The following is a 16210-nucleotide window of genomic DNA, read 5'->3' on the forward strand; positions in this document are numbered from 1 at the left end:
CGCAGGACAAACCGCTCATCAGGCTATCCCAGCTCGAGATCGGCCAATCCGAGGATGGACCGGTACTCCAGCCCCTCGGCGGCGATCACCTGGTCGGCGCCGGTCTCCCGGTCCACGACGGTGGCGACGCCGACCACGACGGCGCCCGCCTCGCGCAGTGCGCGCACCGCGGTGAGCGGGGAGTTCCCGGTGGTCGTCGTGTCCTCCACGACCAGCACCCGGCGGCCCGCCACGTCGGGGCCCTCGATCCGGCGCTGCATGCCGTGCTCCTTGGCGGCCTTGCGCACCACGAAGGCGTTGATCGGGCGGCCCGGGGCGTGCATGACGGCGAGCGCGACCGGGTCGGCGCCCATGGTGAGGCCGCCGACGGCCTCGAAGTCCCAATCCGCGACCAGGTCGCGCAGCAGGCTGCCGATCAGCGGCGCCGCCCGGTGGTGCAGCGTGGCGCGGCGCAGGTCGACGTAGTAGTCGGCGTGCTTGCCGGAGGACAGGGTCACCGGGCCGTGCACCACGGCCAGCTCGCGCACCAGGCGCGCCAGCTCACCCCGGTCGGCGGAGCCGGAGCGGTGCGCAGCCGTCTCGATGGCGTGGTCGATCATCTCGTCTCGCGTCCTTTCGCGTGCGTCGGACAAAAATCCGGCGCGCCTGTCGCACGAGCGTCCGCCGGTCGCGGTCTCCGGGTACGCGCGCGCAGCCGTCGAGACTGCGCAGCCACGATCCCGGCTGTCGTCGCGATCCGGCCACGGCCGGACCACGGACCAACCCTCGGATGCAGAATACGTGCCCGGCGGGGGCGCCGGTTACTGCGGCACCGGCCCCTGGTACGGGCGGAAGCCGGGGTGGAAGGGGCCGCCGGGGCGGTCGCCCTGATCGTCGCCGTCCTCGTCCTGCTCGCGGGCGGGCGGGCGCTCCTGGCGGCGCGGCTCGTCCCGCTTGCCGGGCACCACCGCGAGGCTCGGCCTGCGCTGCGCCTGCTCGGCGCCGGGCTCGGCCTGCGGCCGCTCCTCGGCGCGCGGCCGGTCGTCGGAATCGCCTGCGGCATCCCGGTTCCCGGCGGGCTCGTCGGGGCCGTCGTCGTCGCGCCGCGGCTTGGCCCGGCCGCCGGTGCGGCCGAAATCACCCTCGCCGTAGGTGTCGCTCTCCGGCGGCAGCACGTGCAGCAGGCCGGAAAGGCGAAGGACCGCGTCGATCGAGCTCTCCCAGTCGCGCGAGCCGGTGCCGATGGAGAGCATGCCGAGGGTCCAGTTCCCCTCGCTCCACAGCATCTGCACGGTGTCCGGTAGCGACTCGATGAACGCGACCATCCGCTGATCGACGGCGTGCCTGGCGATCTCGGGGTTGGTCGCGAAGACCACCCGGTCGCCGATGGCGCCGAGCAGCTCCAGGTCGGCGTCCTTCGGCGGGGACGCGGTCTTGAGCCGCATGTCCACGTCGATGTCCGAGCCGATCTGCCTGCGCACCGCGATCAGCGTCGCCGAGTCCTCCAGGTCGAAGAGCACGAACTTCTCGCCCTTGCGGATACCGGAGACCACGTCGACCGCGGAGAGGTAGCCGAGCTTGGCCAGCGCCCCGCGGCGCCAGGTCGAAGGGAGCGCAGGCTCCACCGATACGTAGGTGTACCCCTGGGCCTTGGCCCACACCTGGCGCGCGTGACCGGTCCGCTGCCGTTGCGCCCGGTCGAAGTACAGCAGGACGACCGCGCCCACCAGGGCGATCGCCGCCAGCCCGAACCACATCTCCGTCATCGCCGCACAGCCTAACCAGCCGATCCCGTGATTGCCCCGCACCCTCGGCTCGTGGCGGCCGGAACGGTGCTCCGCGCGGTCATCGGCCACCCCCGGAAAGCCCGGTGCTGATGATGATCTCGGCGAGGATGTTGCCGTCCGCGCCCTTGTCGCCCTGCACCACGATCATCTCGCCGACCGGCAGGTCGGCGGCGGTGGTGACGCCGAGCGAGATCACCTGGGTGCGGGCGTCGGTGCGCACGGTGACGGTCTTGCCGTCCAGGGTGCTCAGGGTCAGGGTGCCGCCGTTGTTCGCGGTGATCGAGCCCATGGCGCTGCCCAGGTCCTCCAGCCCGGGCAGCCCGGGGATCTCGCTCGGCAGCGCCGGGAAGGACGGGGTGGTCTGGTTGCCGGACGGCGGCGCGGTGGTGCGCGCGGGCTGGCGGGTGGTCGTCGTGGTCCCGGCCGCGGTCGAATCGTCGTCGCCGCCGGTGAAGTACAGCCCGGCGAAGACGCCGACCACGCCGATCAGCAGCACGACGGCGAGGCCGAGGCCGATCCACAGCCCGGTGTTGCGCCGGGGCGGCGGCGGGGTGCCCTGCGGCGGCTGCGGTGGGTAGCCGGGCGGCGGCGGGTTGCCCCAATTCTGCTGCTGCGGCTGGGCGTATGCCGCCGTCGGCGGCGGTTGCTGCTGGTAGGGCTGCTGCGCGGTGCCCTCGTACGGGCCCCACTGGCTGTCGTACGAGGGGAATTCGCGGGTGGCGTCCGGGGGCGGCGGCGGCGTCCATTCGCCGTACCCGCCCGCCGAGCCACCGAAGACGTTCGTTGGCGGTGCGCCCGACGCACCCGGCGCACCGAGGTGTTGGGTCGGACTGTCATCCGGCCGCTGCCCCCAGGGGTCCTTCGGGTTCGTCATGCTTACAGGGTACGAACTGGAAGGGGCGCGGTCACCCGTATGGGTCACCGCGCCCCTGTCGTTCTCAGCGGCCGACCAGGAGTCCGTCCCCGTCCGGGCTGACCGACACCTTGACCGTGTCGCCGTCGCCGACCTCACCGGCCAGCAGCTCCCTGGCCAGCGTGTCGCCGATGGCTTGCTGGATCAGCCGCCGCAGCGGGCGGGCGCCGTAGGCCGGGTCGTAGCCGCGGACCGCCAGCCAGAAGCGGGCGGAATCGGTGACCTCCAGGGTGAGCCTGCGCTGGGCCAGCCGCTTCTGCAGCTGCTCCAGCTGGATGTCGACGATGTGCTGCAGCTGCACCTCGTCCAGGGCGTGGAACATGACCACGTCGTCCAGCCGGTTCAGGAACTCCGGCTTGAACGCGGAGCGCACCGCGTTCATGACGAACTCCTTGTCCCCGCCCGCACCCAGGTTGGAGGTGAGGATGAGGATGGTGTTGCGGAAGTCGACCGTGCGGCCCTGGCCGTCGGTGAGCCTGCCCTCGTCGAGCACCTGCAGCAGGATGTCGAAGACGTCCGGGTGCGCCTTCTCGATCTCGTCGAAGAGCACCACCGTGTACGGCCGCCTGCGCACCGCCTCGGTGAGCTGGCCGCCCTGGTCGTACCCGACGTAGCCGGGGGGAGCGCCGACCAGCCTGGCCACCGCGTGCTTCTCGCTGTACTCGCTCATGTCGATCCGGATCATGGCCCGCTCGTCGTCGAACAGGAAGTCCGCAAGCGCCTTCGCCAGCTCGGTCTTGCCGACGCCGGTGGGGCCGACGAACATGAACGAGCCGGTGGGGCGGTCCGGGTCGGCGACCCCGGCCCTGGCCCGGCGCACCGCGTCGGAGACCGCCTGCACCGCCTCGACCTGGCCGACCACCCGCCTGCCGAGCTCGTCCTCCATCCGGAGCAGCTTCTGGGTCTCGCCCTCCAGCATCTTCCCGACCGGGATGCCGGTCCACGCGGAGACCACCTCGGCGATGTCGTCCGGGCCGACCTCCTCCTTGAGCATGAGCTCGCCCGCGCCCGCGTCCGAGGTCTGCTCGGCCTCGGCGAGCTGCTTCTCCAGCGCCGGGATGCGACCGTAGCGCAGCTCGGCGGCCTTGCCGAGGTCGCCGTCGCGCTCGGCCCGCTCGGACTCGCCGCGCAGCGTCTCCAGCTCCTCCTTGAGCGTGCGCACCCGGTCGATGGCGTTCTTCTCGTTCTGCCAGCGGGTGGTGAGCTGGTTCAACTTCTCCCGGTCGTCGGCGAGCTCCGAGCGCAGCTTCTCCAGCCGCTGCTTGGAGGCCTCGTCGGTCTCCTTGCCCAGCGCGACCTCCTCGATCTCCAGCCGCCGCACCGCGCGCTCCACCACGTCGATCTCCACCGGGCGCGAGTCGATCTCCATGCGCAGCCGGGAGGCCGACTCGTCGACCAGGTCGATCGCCTTGTCCGGCAGGAACCGGGAGGTGATGTAGCGGTCGCTCAGGGTGGCGGCCGCGACCAGCGCGGAGTCGGTGATCCGGACGCCGTGGTGCACCTCGTAGCGCTCCTTGATGCCGCGCAGGATGCCGACGGTGTCCTCCACCGACGGCTCACCGACCAGCACCTGCTGGAAGCGCCGCTCCAGCGCGGCGTCCTTCTCGATGTGCTTGCGGTACTCCTCCAGCGTGGTCGCGCCGACCAGCCGCAGCTCGCCGCGGGCCAGCATGGGCTTGATCATGTTGCCCGCGTCCATGGCGGACTCGCCGGTCGCGCCCGCGCCGACGATGGTGTGCAGCTCGTCGATGAAGGTGATGATCTGGCCCGCGCTGTTCTTGATGTCCTCCAGCACGGCCTTGAGCCGCTCCTCGAACTCGCCGCGGTACTTCGCGCCCGCGACCATGGCGCCGAGGTCGAGCGAGACCACGGACTTGCCGCGCAGCGACTCCGGGACGTCGCCCGCGATGATCCGCTGGGCCAGCCCCTCGACGATGGCGGTCTTGCCGACGCCGGGCTCGCCGATCAGCACCGGGTTGTTCTTGGTGCGCCTGCTCAGCACCTGGACGACGCGCCGGATCTCGGTGTCCCGGCCGATCACCGGGTCGAGCTTGCCGGAGCGGGCGGCCGCGGTGAGGTCGGTGGAGTACTTCTCCAGCGCCTGGTAGGTGCCTTCCGGGTCCGGGCTGGTGACCCTGGCGCTGCCGCGCACCGCGGTGAAGGCCTCGCGCAGCCCGTCCGGGGTGGCGCCGCGGCCGGTGAGCAGCTTGCTCACGTCGGAGTCGCCCGAGGCCAGCCCGACCAGCACGTGCTCGGTGGAGACGTACTCGTCGCCGAGCTCGGTGGCGAGCCGCTGCGCGGCGGTGATGGCGGCGAGCGCCTCGCGGCCGAGCTGCGGGGCGGTGGTGGCGCCGGTGGCGCGCGGCAGCCGGTCGACGATCTGCTGCGCCTCGCGGCGCACGCCCGCCGGGTCCACCCCGACCGCCTGCAGCAGCGGCGCGGCGATGCCGTCGGTCTGGTCGAGCAACGCCACCAGCAGATGCGCCGGACGGATCTCCGGGTTGCCCGCCGTCGAGGCGGACTGCAGCGCCGCGGTCAGCGCCGCCTGGGTCTTGGTGGTGGGATTGAACGAGTCCACGGTCACCTTCCTGCCTGTAGTTCTGAGGTTGCTTCGTTCAACGCGCTGAGACTTGAGTCTGTTCCGCTCAACTCTAGATTTTTTGCCGGCTCCGCGCATCCCCCGATGGCCGCATCCGCCTGCCGCCGCCCGCCCAGCACACCGCGGACCGATTTTCGGGGATACTCGTGGCGAGACAGTTCGAGGAAAGGACTCCCCACGTCGTGGATGCGCGTTCTGCTGCGCTGGTCCGCGCCAACTTCCGGGCGGTGCTCGACGCACCGCACGGTGCCGAGCGGTTGATCAGCGCGTTCTACGGTCACCTGTTCGCGGAGAACACGGCGCTGCGGGAACTCTTCCCCCCGACGATGGAGATGCAGGCCAAGCGGGTCACCACCGCCGTGCAGTTCGTGCTGGACAACCTGGAGGACTGGGACCGGGCCCAGGGCTTCCTGGAGCAGCTGGCCAGGGACCACCGGAAGTACGGCGTCGAGGCCGCGCACTACGACCTGGCGGGCCGCGCGCTGCTCGCCGCGCTGCGCACCTACCACGGCCGGGACTGGACCGTCGGGCTGGAGGAGGGCTGGACCGACGTTGCCATCCTGATCTCGGCCTCGATGGCGATCGGGGCGAACTCGGACAAGTCCCAGCCGTACTGGGAGGCCACCGTGGTCGGGCACCGGCGGGTGCTGGAGGACCTGGCCATCGTGCGGCTGCAGTCGGACAGCCCGATCCCGTACCTGGCCGGGCAGTACGTCCCGGTGATGCTGCCGCAGCGGCCCAAGATGTGGCGCTACCTCTCCCCCGCCATCCCGTCGAACCCGTACGGCGAGATCGAGTTCCACGTGCGCAAGGTGCAGAGCGGCTGGGTCAGCACGGCGGTGGTGAACGAGACCGCGGTCGGCGACCGCTGGCAGATCGCGGGGCCGCTCGGCAACCTGCACATCGACCGGGAGAGCGGCCGCGACGTGCTGCTGATCGGCGCAGGCACCGGGATCGCGCCGCTGCGCGCGCAGCTCATCGAGATGAGCCGCAGCGGGGTGAACCCGCGGGTGCACTTCTTCATCGGCGGCCGCTACCCCTGCGACCTGTACGACGTGGAGAACATGTGGCAGCTCTCGCAGAGCAACCCGTGGCTCACCGTCGTCCCGGTCTGCGAGCAGAAGACGAATCCGTGGTGGTACCCGCACGCGCCGAGCGAGGAGCCGTACGGCATGCACCGCCGCCTGATCGGTAACCTCGGGGCCGTCGTGGCGAGCTTCGGCGCCTGGGCCGACCGGCAGATCCAGATCGCCGGTTCGGCCACGATGATCGCCGACACCAGGCGCGCGCTGATGGCGGTCGGCACCCCGGAGTCGATCATCCAGAGCGACCCCGTCGGCTAACGGAAGAGAGACATGGACATCGATCCGAGCCCGCTGGACGGCCCCGACCCCCGCGCGGTGGGCGACGGCGAATGGTCGGCGACCGTGGTCGGGCACCACCGGCTCCGGCACGACGTCGCGGTGATCCGGCTGATCGGCGAGTTCGTCCCGTTCCGGGCCGGGCAGTCGGTGCAGGTGCGGGTGCCGCAGCAGCCGACGGTGAGCAGGCGGTACTCGCCCGCGCTGCCGCCCTCGCTCGACGGCAAGCTGGAGTTCCATGTGCGCAGCGTGCCCGGCGGCTGGCTGAGCGGCTCGATCGTGGCCGACACCCAGCCCGGCGACGAGTGGCGGATCAGCGCCCCGATGGGCAGCTTCACCGTCGACCCGGCGGGCGACGAGGTGGTGATGATCGCGGGCGGCACCGGGCTGGCGCCGATGCGCTCGCAGCTGCTGGAGCTGGCGCGGGCCGAGCAGCCGCCGCGCACCTACCTCTTCGTCGGCGGCCGCTCCCCGCGCGACCTCTACGCCGACGACATGCTCTTCCTGCTCGCCACCGAGCTGCCGTGGCTCACCGTGATCCCGGTGGTGGAGCGGCCGGAGGACCCGAACTGGACCGACGACTGGTTCGAGAATTCCCGAGTGGACATCGGCTTCCCGGCCGAGGAGCGGCTGCACGGCACGCTGGCCGAGGTGATCGGCACGCACGGCGCCTTCGACCGGCACCAGGTGCTGGTCTGCGGCTCGCCGGGGATGACCCGCGCGACGGTGGAGAAGCTGATCGATATCGGCACGCCGGTGGAGCGCATCCAGTACGAGGGGCTGTAACCCTCAGAAGAGCGGGTCGTGCCGGATGTGGTCGGCCGGGGTACCCGCGGCCATCAGCCGGAACTTGCTGGTCTGCACCATCGAGGGCGGCCCGGCGATCTGCACGTCCCGGTCGGCCCACGGGGCGTAGGCGGCCACCACCTTGCCCACCTGGCCGGTGAGCCGCGGCTCCAGCCCGGGCAGGTCGCGCTCCGGGTCGGTCGGCCCCTCGTACCACCAGGGGTTCTCGTCGCTCTCGGCGATCGGGGTGACGGTGAGCCACTTGTTCACCACCGCCAGCTGGCTCAGCGTCTCCAGGTCGTAGAGGTCGCACGGGTGGTGCCCGCCGACGAAGAGGTGCACCTTCGGGTTGGTCCGGCGCTGCGCCATCGCCATGAGCTGGGCGCGCAGCGGGGCCAGCCCGGTGCCGCAGGCCACCATGAGCATGGCGCGCTTGGTGTTGCGCGGCAGCCCGAGCCCGCCGAGCGGGGAGCCGAGCAGCCACTGGTCGCCGACCGCGGTATTGGTCACGATGGCCGGGCTGACCCAGCCGCCGGAGACCCCGCGCACGTGGAACTCCACCTCGCCGCTCGCGTTCGGCGGCACCGCGGGCGAGAGGTAGCGCCACATCCGCGGCCGGGACGGGATCTGCACGCTCAGGTACTGCCCCGCCGCGTACTGCATGGGCTGGTCCAGCTGCACCCGGACCACGGCGAGGTTGCGCAGCACCTCGCGGCGCTCCACCACCACCCCGCGCCAGGCCGACGGCGTCGTCTCCTTGGCGGCCGCGCCGATCATGGTGGTCGCGATGGCCTCCAGCCCCGCGTCCCAGGCCTGCTCGACCTCGTCGGTCCACAGCTCGGTGCCGGTGTACTGGCGCAGCGCCTTCTTCATGGAGTAGCCGACGGCGACGTAGTGCTCCGGCCGGACCCCGTACTTGCGGTGGTCGCGGCCGAGCTGGGCCAGGAACGGCTGCAGTTTCTCCGGCTCGTCCAGCTTGTCGAGGGCGTAGGTGATGGCCTGCACCAGGCGGTCGCGCTGGGCGTCCATGGCGGCCGGGAAGAAATCGCGGATCTGCGGGTAATCGGTGAACAAGATCGCGTAGAAAGTCCGCGCGAGCGCCTCTCGGCCCCCCTCTTCCGCGGCAACCGCCTTGAACGTCGTCCTGACCAGCGCGACGGTCCGCGAATCCATGTGCGTCACTACCCCATTTCGACTCGAACTCTACCGGGGAACACTTGTCGGCAGCCGTTGAAATCGAGTCTAGGGGAAGTTTGCCAGCACGGGAGCGATGCGCTGGAATATCACGTGCTTATTTCATAAAAAACTGGATGGCCTGTTCATAATTCGCAATAAACCGACCGTAAGATTGTGTAGCTGGGCGAATCCGGGCTGAGCACGGCTCAATAGGGCCGAAATGCCAAGAGCCCTCGACGGGCCCGGCTCCGAGAGCCGGGGCGCCGTCGAGGGCTGTTGATTTGCTGGCGAATTCCGCAATTCGCTCGCGGCTACCGCGCGTGTCTATTGCGCGGCTGCCAGACCACCAGCGCGGTACTGCGTTGCTGGGGCGCCAGATCCGGCCGGTAGCCCGCCCGCAGGCGCTCCACCTCCGCCGAGAGCTCGGCGACCTGTTCGCGCAATTCCTCGACCTGGTTGGTCAATTCGATGATCCGCTTGATACCGGCGAGGTTGACGCCCTCGTCCTGGGAGAGCCGCTGCACCTCGCGCAGCAGCTCCACGTCCCTGGCCGAGTAGCGCCGCCCGCCGCCGGACGTCCGCTGCGGCGTGACCAACCCGAGCCGGTCGTACGTGCGCAGGGTCTGCGCATGCATACCGGCCAGCTGGGCCGCGACCGAGATCATGAAGAACTCGGCCCGCGCCGCCTTGGACATCTTCTTCGGATCGTCGGACATCACGCACCTGCCCATCCCGCACGAGGATCGAAGCCACTGGCCCGCTCGGCCTCCTGGTACCGCTGCAACGCCTGGACGGCGTTGTCGTCCAGCTTCGGCGGCACCGCGACCTTCACGGTGACCAGCAGGTCGCCCGCGCCGCCGCTGCGCTTCGGGACGCCGCGGCCGCGCACCCGGAGGATCCGGCCGTCGGCGGTGCCCGGCGGCACCTTGACCCCGACCCGGCCGTCCAGCGTCGGCACCGAGACCGTGGTCCCGAGCACCAGCTCCGCGTAGCTCACCGGCAGCACCAGGGTGAGGTCGTCGCCGTTGCGGCCGAAGACCTTGTCCTGGCTGACGTGCACGGTGACGAACAGGTCGCCCGAGGGCGCGCCGCGCAGCCCGGCCTCGCCCTGCCCGGCCAGCCGGATGCGCTGGCCGTCGCCGACACCGGGCGGGATCCGCACGGTGATCGTGCGGGTCCGGTTCTGCACCCCGGTGCCGCGACAGTCGACGCACGGGTCGTCGATCAGCGAGCCGGTGCCACGGCACTCGTCGCAGGGTTCGCTGAACCCGAACGCGCCCTGGTTCCGGCTGACCACGCCCGCGCCGTTGCAGTTCGGGCAGGTGCGCGGGCTGGTGCCCGGCTTGGCGCCGCTGCCGTGGCAGGTGGTGCAGGGCGCCGGGCTGGTCATCCGCAGCGGGACCGTGACGCCCTGGGCCGCCTCGCGGAAGCCGAGGGTGGTCTCGGTCTCGACGTCGGCACCGCGGCGCGGCCTGCCTGCCGCACCGCGCGGGCCGCCGCCGCGGTTGAAGAGCCCGCCGAGCAGGTCGCCGAGCCCGCCGTCGCCCGCACCGGCCGCGCCGCCGCCGAAGATGTCACCGAAGTCGATGTTCTGGGAGAACCCGCCACCGGTGCCAGGCTGGAAGCCGCCGCGGCCGAAACCACCGCTCCCGAAGAGCTTCCTGGTCTCGTCGTACTCCCGGCGCTTGGCCGGGTCGGAGAGCACGGCGTGCGCCTCGCTGACCGCCTTGAACCGCTCCTCGGCCCTGGTGTCACCCGGCTTGGCGTCGGGGTGGTTGTCCCTGGCCAGCTTGCGGTAGGCCTTCTTGATCTCGTCCTGCGTCGCGCCGGCGGAGACGCCCAGCTCCTTGTAGAAGTCCTTTTCGATCCACTCCCGCTGGCTCACCGAGCATCTCCTCCTCTCGCGCTTCTATTGTTCGTTCTTCTCGGCATCAGCTGCTCCCGATGCCGCCGCGTTCTCGCCGGTCTCGGAAGCCGCTGCGTCACCGGTCTTCTCACCCGATTCTGCCGTGTCTTCCGGCGCCGCGTCGGTCACTCCGACGAGCGCGTGCCGCAGCACCCGCTCGCCGAAGCGGTAGCCCTTGCGCATGACCAGGCCGAGCACCGGGTCGGCGCCGTCGCCCTCGTGCTGCACGGCCTCGTGCAGCGTCGGGTCGAAGGGCTCGCCCACCGCGCCGAACTCCTCCAGGCCCTGCTTGCGCAGCGCCTCGGCGAGCTTGTCGGCGACCGACTTCAGCGGGCCGGACTCCAGGTCGCCGTGCGCGCGCGCCCGGTCCAGGTCGTCCAGCACGCCGAGCAGCTCGGTGACGACGGCGGCCTTGGCCGAGTCGGTGGCGGCCTTGCGGTCGCGCTCGACCCGGCGCCGGTAGTTGGCGTACTCGGCGGTGAGCCGCTGCAGGTCCGCGGTCAGCTCGGCCTCCTTGCCCGCGGCGGGGGCTTCCGCCGCGGGGTCGGAGCCGTTGCCGTTCGTCTCGCCGGTTCCGGTGGCCGGTTCGGCGGCGGGATCCTTGTCGGGCTCCCGCACCTCGCCGGACTCCGGATCGATCTTGCGCTTGTCGACGAAGGTGACCGGTTCCTGCTGCTCCGAGCTCACTTCTTCTCCGTGTCGACCGGCTCGTCCACGACCTCGGCATCGACGACCTGGTCGTCGGCCTGGCCCTGCTGGGGCTGGCCGTCACCGGCGGCGCCCTCGGCGGCCGAGGACTCGTAGATCGCCTGGCCCAGCGCCTGCGACTCGGTGGCGAGCTTCTCCACCGCGGCCTTCACGGCGGCGATGTCGGTGCCCTTGAGCGCCTCGTTCGCCTCGGCGATGGCCGCCTCGACCTTGGACTTGACGTCCGCGGGCACCTTGTCCTCGTTGTCCTTGATGAACTTCTCGGTCTGGTGCACCAGCGACTCGGCCTGGTTGCGGGTCTCCGCCTCCTCGCGCCGCGCCTTGTCCTCGGCGGCGTGCGCCTCGGCGTCGCGGACCATCCGGTCGATCTCCTCCTTGGACAGGCCGGAGCCGTCCTGGATCTTGATCGTGTTCTCCTTGCCGGTGCCCTTGTCCTTCGCGGTGACGTGCACGATGCCGTTGGCATCGATGTCGAAGGTCACCTCGATCTGCGGCACGCCGCGCGGGGCCGGCGGGATGCCGGTCAGCTCGAAGGAGCCGAGCAGCTTGTTGTGCGAGGCGATCTCGCGCTCACCCTGGAACACCTGGATCTGCACCGACGGCTGGTTGTCGTCGGCGGTGGTGAAGGTCTCCGAACGCTTGGTCGGGATGGTGGTGTTGCGCTCGATGAGCTTGGTCATCACGCCGCCCTTGGTCTCGATGCCCAGCGACAGCGGGGTGACATCGAGCAGCAGGACATCCTTGACCTCGCCCTTGAGCACACCGGCCTGCAGCGCGGCGCCGACGGCGACGACCTCATCCGGGTTCACGCCCTTGTTGGGCTCCTTGCCGCCGGTCAGCTCGCGGACCAGATCGGTGACCGCGGGCATCCGGGTGGAGCCGCCGACCAGCACCACGTGGTCGATATCGGCGACCTTGACCCCGGCGTCCTTCACGACCTGCTGGAACGGCGCGCGAGTGCGGTCCAGCAGATCGCTGGTGATCCGCTGGAACTCGGAGCGGCTCAGCTGCTCGTCCAGGAAGAGCGGGTTCTTGTCCGCGTCGACCGTGATGTAGGGCAGGTTGATCGAGGTGCTCTGCGAGGAGCTGAGCTCGATCTTCGCCTTCTCCGCGGCCTCGCGCAGCCGCTGCATGGCCATCTTGTCCTTGGTCAGGTCGATGCCCGCGCTGCTCTTGAACTTCTCGACCAGCCAGTCCACGACGCGCTGATCCCAGTCGTCACCACCGAGGTGGTTGTCGCCGGAGGTGGCGCGGACCTCGACGACGCCCTCGCCGATCTCCAGCAGCGAGACGTCGAAGGTGCCGCCGCCGAGGTCGAAGACCAGGATGGTCTGCTCGGTCTGGCCCTTGTCCAGGCCGTAGGCGAGCGCGGCCGCGGTGGGCTCGTTGACGATGCGCAGCACGTTCAGCCCGGCGATCTGGCCGGCTTCCTTGGTGGCCTGGCGCTGGGCGTCCTCGAAGTACGCGGGGACGGTGATGACCGCGTCCGCGATCTCCTCGCCCAGGTAGGCCTCGGCGTCGCGCTTCAGCTTCATCAGCGTGCGCGCGCTGATCTCCTGCGGGGTGTAGTTCTTGCCGTCGATCTCGACGTTCCAGTCGGTGCCGATGTGGCGCTTGACGGAACGAATGGTGCGGTCGACGTTGGTGACGGCCTGGTTCTTGGCCGGCTGGCCGACCAGCACCTCACCGTTCTTCGCGAACGCGACGATGGACGGGGTGGTCCGCGATCCCTCCGAGTTCGCGACGACGACCGGCTCACCGCCTTCGAGCACGGCGACTACCGAGTTCGTGGTCCCGAGGTCGATTCCGACCGCACGAGCCATGGTTGTTTCCTCCTTGTTGGCGTACCAAGCTGTGTAACGCTGAGCGTGGTCGGCTCAATCCTGCACCCAACTTCGACGGGCGTCAACCGAAACTTGAGCTTGACCGACTCAACCTTGTCGAATAGTGCCAACCGGGGGTGTGCGCGATCTATTCCCGGATCGCGGCGGCGAGCTGGTCGTCCAGGGTCACCCGGACCAGCGCGGCGGCCAGCTCGGCCCGGCGGCCACGCGGGGCGAGCTCGGCGAGTGCTCGCTCGTCCGCGGGCAGGCCGATGGCGGTCGCGCCCTGCTGCGCGCGGTCGTCGAAGTAGGGGCCTGCCCACGGCCAGACATCCTGCACCTCGCGCAGGAAGATGGCGGCGCCGGTGGGGCCGATGCCCTTGAACTCGCGGAGCAGCTCGGCCGCGCGCTCGCGGTCGCCGTGCGCCTGCTCGGCCAGTTCGCGCAGGTCACCGTGGTAGCGGTCGAGCACGGTGTGCGCGTTCTCGCCGAGCCTGGTCGCGGTGCTCTCGTCGTAGCGGCGGTAGTGGCCGCGGCCGAGCGCGTCGACGAGCTCCTGCCACCCGGCGTCGGCCACCTTGCGCGGGGTGCCGAAGCCGCTGTGCACCAGCTCGCGGGCGGCGCCGATGGCGAGGTCGGCGGAGATCGGCGCGCTCAGCAGGTCGGTCAGCATCAGCAGGCGGAACAGCGGCGCGGGTTTGTCGTCGAGCGTGATCCCGGCCTGCGCGGCGAAGGTGCCGCCCGCCTTCTCCAGCAGCGCCTGCACGACGTCTCGTCGGCTCATGGTCGCCCTCCTCTCGGGGTCACCGGGGGCGTACCCGGTCGCCGACCGATCAATTTCGGCGGGCCGGGCCGTCGGCACTGCCGAGACGACGACGAGGAGGATCGGATGCAGCGCGCCGTGATCATGGGGTGGACCGAGGAGGTGCGGCTGGCGGTGGCCGGGCTGCTGGAGACCCTGGAACCCGCCGAGTGGCAGGTGCGGTCGCTGTGCCCGGCGTGGACCGTGCACGAGCTGGCCGCGCACCTCACGCTCTCCACCCGGGACACGCTGCGCGGCGCCCTGCGCGCGGCGGTGCGCGCCCGCTTCGACTTCGACCGGATGACGGCGGCGCAGGCGAGGGAGCGGGCGGCGCTCTTCACCCCCGCCGAGCTGGTCGCGCAGCTGCGGGCGGACGCCGCCTCCCCGCGCCGCGCCCCCGGCGCCGGGCCGCTCGACCCGCTCGCCGACTTCCTCGTGCACAGCCAGGACATCGCCCGCCCGCTCGGCCGCGCGCACGCCGTGCCGCTCGAGCCGACGCTCGCCGCGCTCGACCACGTGCGGACCAGCGTCTTCTGGGGCGCGCGCAAGCGGCTGCGCGGCGTCAGGCTGATCGCCACCGACGGCGACTGGACCGGCGGGGACGGGCCGGACGAACTCCGCGGCACCGCCTGCGACCTGCTGCTGGTCGCCAGCGGGCGGACGGCGGGGTTGGTCGGCATGACCGGCTCGGGGGTGCAGCGGGTGGCGGCGGCGCTCTGAATCCCCGCGGGCTCGGTGCACGATCGGTCGCGGGCCTATGGCGGAAGCCCGCATCCTGCGGCGTGCGCAATCGGCCGCGGGCATGCGGCGGAAGCCGATCCCGCGGCGCCGCGCGGCGGCTTCCTGCCGTCAGAGCAGGGTCAGCGCGCCCTCGGCGCTGCGGGCCGCGGTCAGGCAGGCGGCGCTGGTGACCTGGTCGGCCAGGGGGTGCCTGGCCCTGGCGCGCCACTTGCGGACCGCCTCGACGGCGGCGCCGCGGAGCGCGTCGGGGGCGGCGTTCGGCGGGAGGCCGAGGCGCAGGTGCGGGGCGATGCCCGCGCCGCCGATGAGGCGGTGCAGCTCGGCGAGGTCGGCCGCGGGGAGCGGGAGTTCGTCGGTGCGCAGCCTGCCGAGCAGGCGGAGTTCGGCGAAGCCGTGCACGTCGGCGAGCAGGGTGCGGACCCTGGGCAGCAGCCGGTCGGCCTCGGTGCCGGGGTAACCGCGCAGCACCCGGTCCAGCGCGGTCAGCGCGGAGTGCGCCTTGAGCTGGTCGGCGCGCTGGCCGAACTGCACGTCGAGCACGGCGCGCAGCTCGTCGACGCCGCTGCGCGCGGTGAGTTCGGCGGCGAGCGCGGCGGAGTCACGGATGCCGAGCCGGATCAGCGTCACCGCCATCCGGATCCCGAAGAGCCCGAAGCGCTCCGCGATCCGGAAGCGCAGCTCCGGCGGGACCGGCAGCGCGATGTCGGGGCGGGCGAAGCGATCCGCGGAGAGCAGCGCGGCGCTCAACTTCCCGGTCGGCACCCCGGCCAGCGCCTCGAAGGCGGCGTACTCCTGCTGCCGCAGCGTGGCGGCGGCAAAGGCGAGCAGCCCGGCCACCGGGATCACAGCCTGGCACAGCCCGGTCCGCTCCAACTCGCCCGCGAAGCGCGCGGCGACATCGCGCGCGGAGTGCAGCGCGTCCAGCCCGCCCGCGCCGATCTCGTCCGCCCTGGAGACCACGCCGATCACGCCGAGCGGCCCGGTGCCGTCCGCGGTGCCAGCGCCGACCCGCTCCAGGAAGCGCACATCGGCATCGTCCAGCCTGCGCAGCAGGTAGACCACGGCGTCGGCGCCGGGCACCGAGACGGCGGTGTCGTCGTCCGGGGTGAGCAGCCGCGCGGTGCGCCGGGAGACCTCGCGGGAGAGCGAGGAGGTGCCGGGGGTGTCGATGATGGTGGTGGCGGCCAGCGTCGCGGCGGGCCACTCCACCTCGAGGTGGTCGACATCCCGCGGATGCCCGCTCTGCCAGCGCAATCCGTCCAGGTCGAAGGTGAGGCCGTGCGCGCCGCCCGCCCGGCGCACCACCACGTTGGCGTGGTCGCCGTCCGCCGCCAGCGCGGTGACGCTCGGCGTCTGGCCATTGCGGTACCAGGTGACGACCCGGGTGCACTCGGTCGCGTCGGTGGGCGCGATGTCCTGCCCGACCAGCGCGTTCAGCAGCGTCGACTTCCCGGCCTTGATGGAACCGGCGAGCGCGACCCGCAGCGGCTGCTCCAGCCGGTGCGCGCAGTCGCCGAGCAGCGCGCGCGGCCGCGCGTCCCTGGCGAAGGCGCGGCGCGCGGTCTCGATCAGCGCCTGCGCCTCCGGTACGAGCCCGACCGCGCCGCGGGTGGTTCCCGATGTCATCCG

The 16210-nt window shown here is 71.7% G+C and carries 14 protein-coding genes; 3 read left to right on the forward strand and 11 right to left on the reverse strand.

The window, feature by feature from the left end:
* Positions 1 to 23: 23 nt before the first annotated feature.
* The 4 genes from pyrE to clpB all read right to left on the reverse strand — a co-directional run bounded on the left by pyrE (position 24) and on the right by clpB (position 5257).
* Positions 24 to 599 (reverse strand): orotate phosphoribosyltransferase, encoded by a 576-nt coding sequence (gene pyrE, locus ACFUUZ_RS16790; RefSeq protein ID WP_378697023.1) that lies wholly within the window; start codon positions 597 to 599, stop codon positions 24 to 26.
* A 201-nt stretch (positions 600 to 800) separates the two neighbouring features.
* Positions 801 to 1745 carry a hypothetical protein gene (locus tag ACFUUZ_RS16795; RefSeq protein WP_378697025.1) on the reverse strand — a complete coding sequence of 315 codons (945 nt, stop codon included), beginning with the start codon at positions 1743 to 1745 and terminating at the stop codon, positions 801 to 803.
* Between the two features lie 79 nt (positions 1746 to 1824).
* On the reverse strand, positions 1825 to 2640 hold the full coding sequence (locus tag ACFUUZ_RS16800; RefSeq protein WP_378697027.1) for a DUF5666 domain-containing protein: 816 nt from the start codon (positions 2638 to 2640) through the stop codon (positions 1825 to 1827).
* A gap of 64 nt (positions 2641 to 2704) precedes the next feature.
* On the reverse strand, positions 2705 to 5257 hold the full coding sequence (clpB, locus tag ACFUUZ_RS16805) for an ATP-dependent chaperone ClpB (protein WP_378697029.1): 2553 nt from the start codon (positions 5255 to 5257) through the stop codon (positions 2705 to 2707).
* Positions 5258 to 5460: 203 nt separating this feature from the next.
* Between clpB and ACFUUZ_RS16810 the strand changes: the two genes are divergently transcribed.
* Positions 5461 to 6621, forward strand: coding sequence for an FAD-binding oxidoreductase (locus ACFUUZ_RS16810; protein ID WP_378697031.1), 1161 nt, complete (start codon positions 5461 to 5463; stop codon positions 6619 to 6621).
* A 12-nt stretch (positions 6622 to 6633) separates the two neighbouring features.
* Entirely contained in the window at positions 6634 to 7425 is a 792-nt protein-coding gene (locus ACFUUZ_RS16815; RefSeq protein ID WP_378697033.1) for an FAD-binding oxidoreductase, read from the forward strand.
* A gap of 3 nt (positions 7426 to 7428) precedes the next feature.
* Here ACFUUZ_RS16815 and ACFUUZ_RS16820 read toward each other — a convergent pair whose 3' ends face one another.
* From ACFUUZ_RS16820 to ACFUUZ_RS16845, 6 genes are all read right to left on the reverse strand, one after another.
* Positions 7429 to 8598, reverse strand: coding sequence for a globin domain-containing protein (locus ACFUUZ_RS16820; protein ID WP_378697035.1), 1170 nt, complete (start codon positions 8596 to 8598; stop codon positions 7429 to 7431).
* Positions 8599 to 8912: 314 nt separating this feature from the next.
* Positions 8913 to 9317 carry a heat shock protein transcriptional repressor HspR gene (locus ACFUUZ_RS16825; protein ID WP_378697037.1) on the reverse strand — a complete coding sequence of 135 codons (405 nt, stop codon included), beginning with the start codon at positions 9315 to 9317 and terminating at the stop codon, positions 8913 to 8915.
* Positions 9317 to 10486 carry a molecular chaperone DnaJ gene (gene dnaJ, locus ACFUUZ_RS16830; protein WP_378697039.1) on the reverse strand — a complete coding sequence of 390 codons (1170 nt, stop codon included), beginning with the start codon at positions 10484 to 10486 and terminating at the stop codon, positions 9317 to 9319. The genes ACFUUZ_RS16825 and dnaJ overlap by 1 nt, the downstream gene beginning before the upstream one ends.
* Before the next feature lie 24 nt (positions 10487 to 10510).
* A complete protein-coding gene (gene grpE / locus ACFUUZ_RS16835) occupies positions 10511 to 11194 on the reverse strand; it encodes a nucleotide exchange factor GrpE (protein ID WP_378697041.1) in 684 nt (227 codons plus the stop codon).
* The gene (gene dnaK / locus ACFUUZ_RS16840; RefSeq protein ID WP_378697043.1) at positions 11191 to 13038 is read right to left on the reverse strand and encodes a molecular chaperone DnaK; all 1848 of its coding nucleotides are present in this window, start codon (positions 13036 to 13038) and stop codon (positions 11191 to 11193) included. The genes grpE and dnaK overlap by 4 nt, the downstream gene beginning before the upstream one ends.
* A 148-nt stretch (positions 13039 to 13186) precedes the next feature.
* A complete protein-coding gene (locus ACFUUZ_RS16845) occupies positions 13187 to 13822 on the reverse strand; it encodes an endonuclease (RefSeq protein WP_378697045.1) in 636 nt (211 codons plus the stop codon).
* Between the two features lie 105 nt (positions 13823 to 13927).
* Here ACFUUZ_RS16845 and ACFUUZ_RS16850 point away from each other — a divergent pair, with 105 nt between their 5' ends.
* Positions 13928 to 14560 carry a maleylpyruvate isomerase family mycothiol-dependent enzyme gene (locus tag ACFUUZ_RS16850; protein ID WP_378697047.1) on the forward strand — a complete coding sequence of 211 codons (633 nt, stop codon included), beginning with the start codon at positions 13928 to 13930 and terminating at the stop codon, positions 14558 to 14560.
* A 129-nt stretch (positions 14561 to 14689) separates the two neighbouring features.
* On the opposite strand, the gene ACFUUZ_RS16855 is transcribed toward ACFUUZ_RS16850, so the two are convergent.
* Complete coding sequence (locus tag ACFUUZ_RS16855) at positions 14690 to 16207, reverse strand: dynamin family protein (protein ID WP_378697049.1); 1518 nt, start codon at positions 16205 to 16207, stop codon at positions 14690 to 14692.
* Positions 16208 to 16210 lie beyond the last annotated feature (3 nt).

This window comes from Nocardia sp. NPDC057353 (assembly GCF_042667085.1).
GTDB lineage: Bacteria > Actinomycetota > Actinomycetes > Mycobacteriales > Mycobacteriaceae > Nocardia.

What these genes read in the sequence shown, in the direction of transcription:
- ACFUUZ_RS16825 (WP_378697037.1), bottom strand. Translation starts at nt 9,317, where the DNA reads ATGTCCGACGATCCGAAGAAGATGTCCAAGGCGGCGCGGGCCGAGTTC.
- ACFUUZ_RS16855 (WP_378697049.1), bottom strand. Translation starts at nt 16,207, where the DNA reads ATGACATCGGGAACCACCCGCGGCGCGGTCGGGCTCGTACCGGAGGCG.
- ACFUUZ_RS16845 (WP_378697045.1), bottom strand. Translation starts at nt 13,822, where the DNA reads ATGAGCCGACGAGACGTCGTGCAGGCGCTGCTGGAGAAGGCGGGCGGC.
- pyrE (WP_378697023.1), bottom strand. Translation starts at nt 599, where the DNA reads ATGATCGACCACGCCATCGAGACGGCTGCGCACCGCTCCGGCTCCGCC.
- ACFUUZ_RS16800 (WP_378697027.1), bottom strand. Translation starts at nt 2,640, where the DNA reads ATGACGAACCCGAAGGACCCCTGGGGGCAGCGGCCGGATGACAGTCCG.
- dnaK (WP_378697043.1), bottom strand. Translation starts at nt 13,038, where the DNA reads ATGGCTCGTGCGGTCGGAATCGACCTCGGGACCACGAACTCGGTAGTC.
- ACFUUZ_RS16850 (WP_378697047.1), top strand. Translation starts at nt 13,928, where the DNA reads ATGCAGCGCGCCGTGATCATGGGGTGGACCGAGGAGGTGCGGCTGGCG.
- ACFUUZ_RS16815 (WP_378697033.1), top strand. Translation starts at nt 6,634, where the DNA reads ATGGACATCGATCCGAGCCCGCTGGACGGCCCCGACCCCCGCGCGGTG.
- ACFUUZ_RS16795 (WP_378697025.1), bottom strand. Translation starts at nt 1,745, where the DNA reads ATGACGGAGATGTGGTTCGGGCTGGCGGCGATCGCCCTGGTGGGCGCG.
- ACFUUZ_RS16820 (WP_378697035.1), bottom strand. Translation starts at nt 8,598, where the DNA reads ATGGATTCGCGGACCGTCGCGCTGGTCAGGACGACGTTCAAGGCGGTT.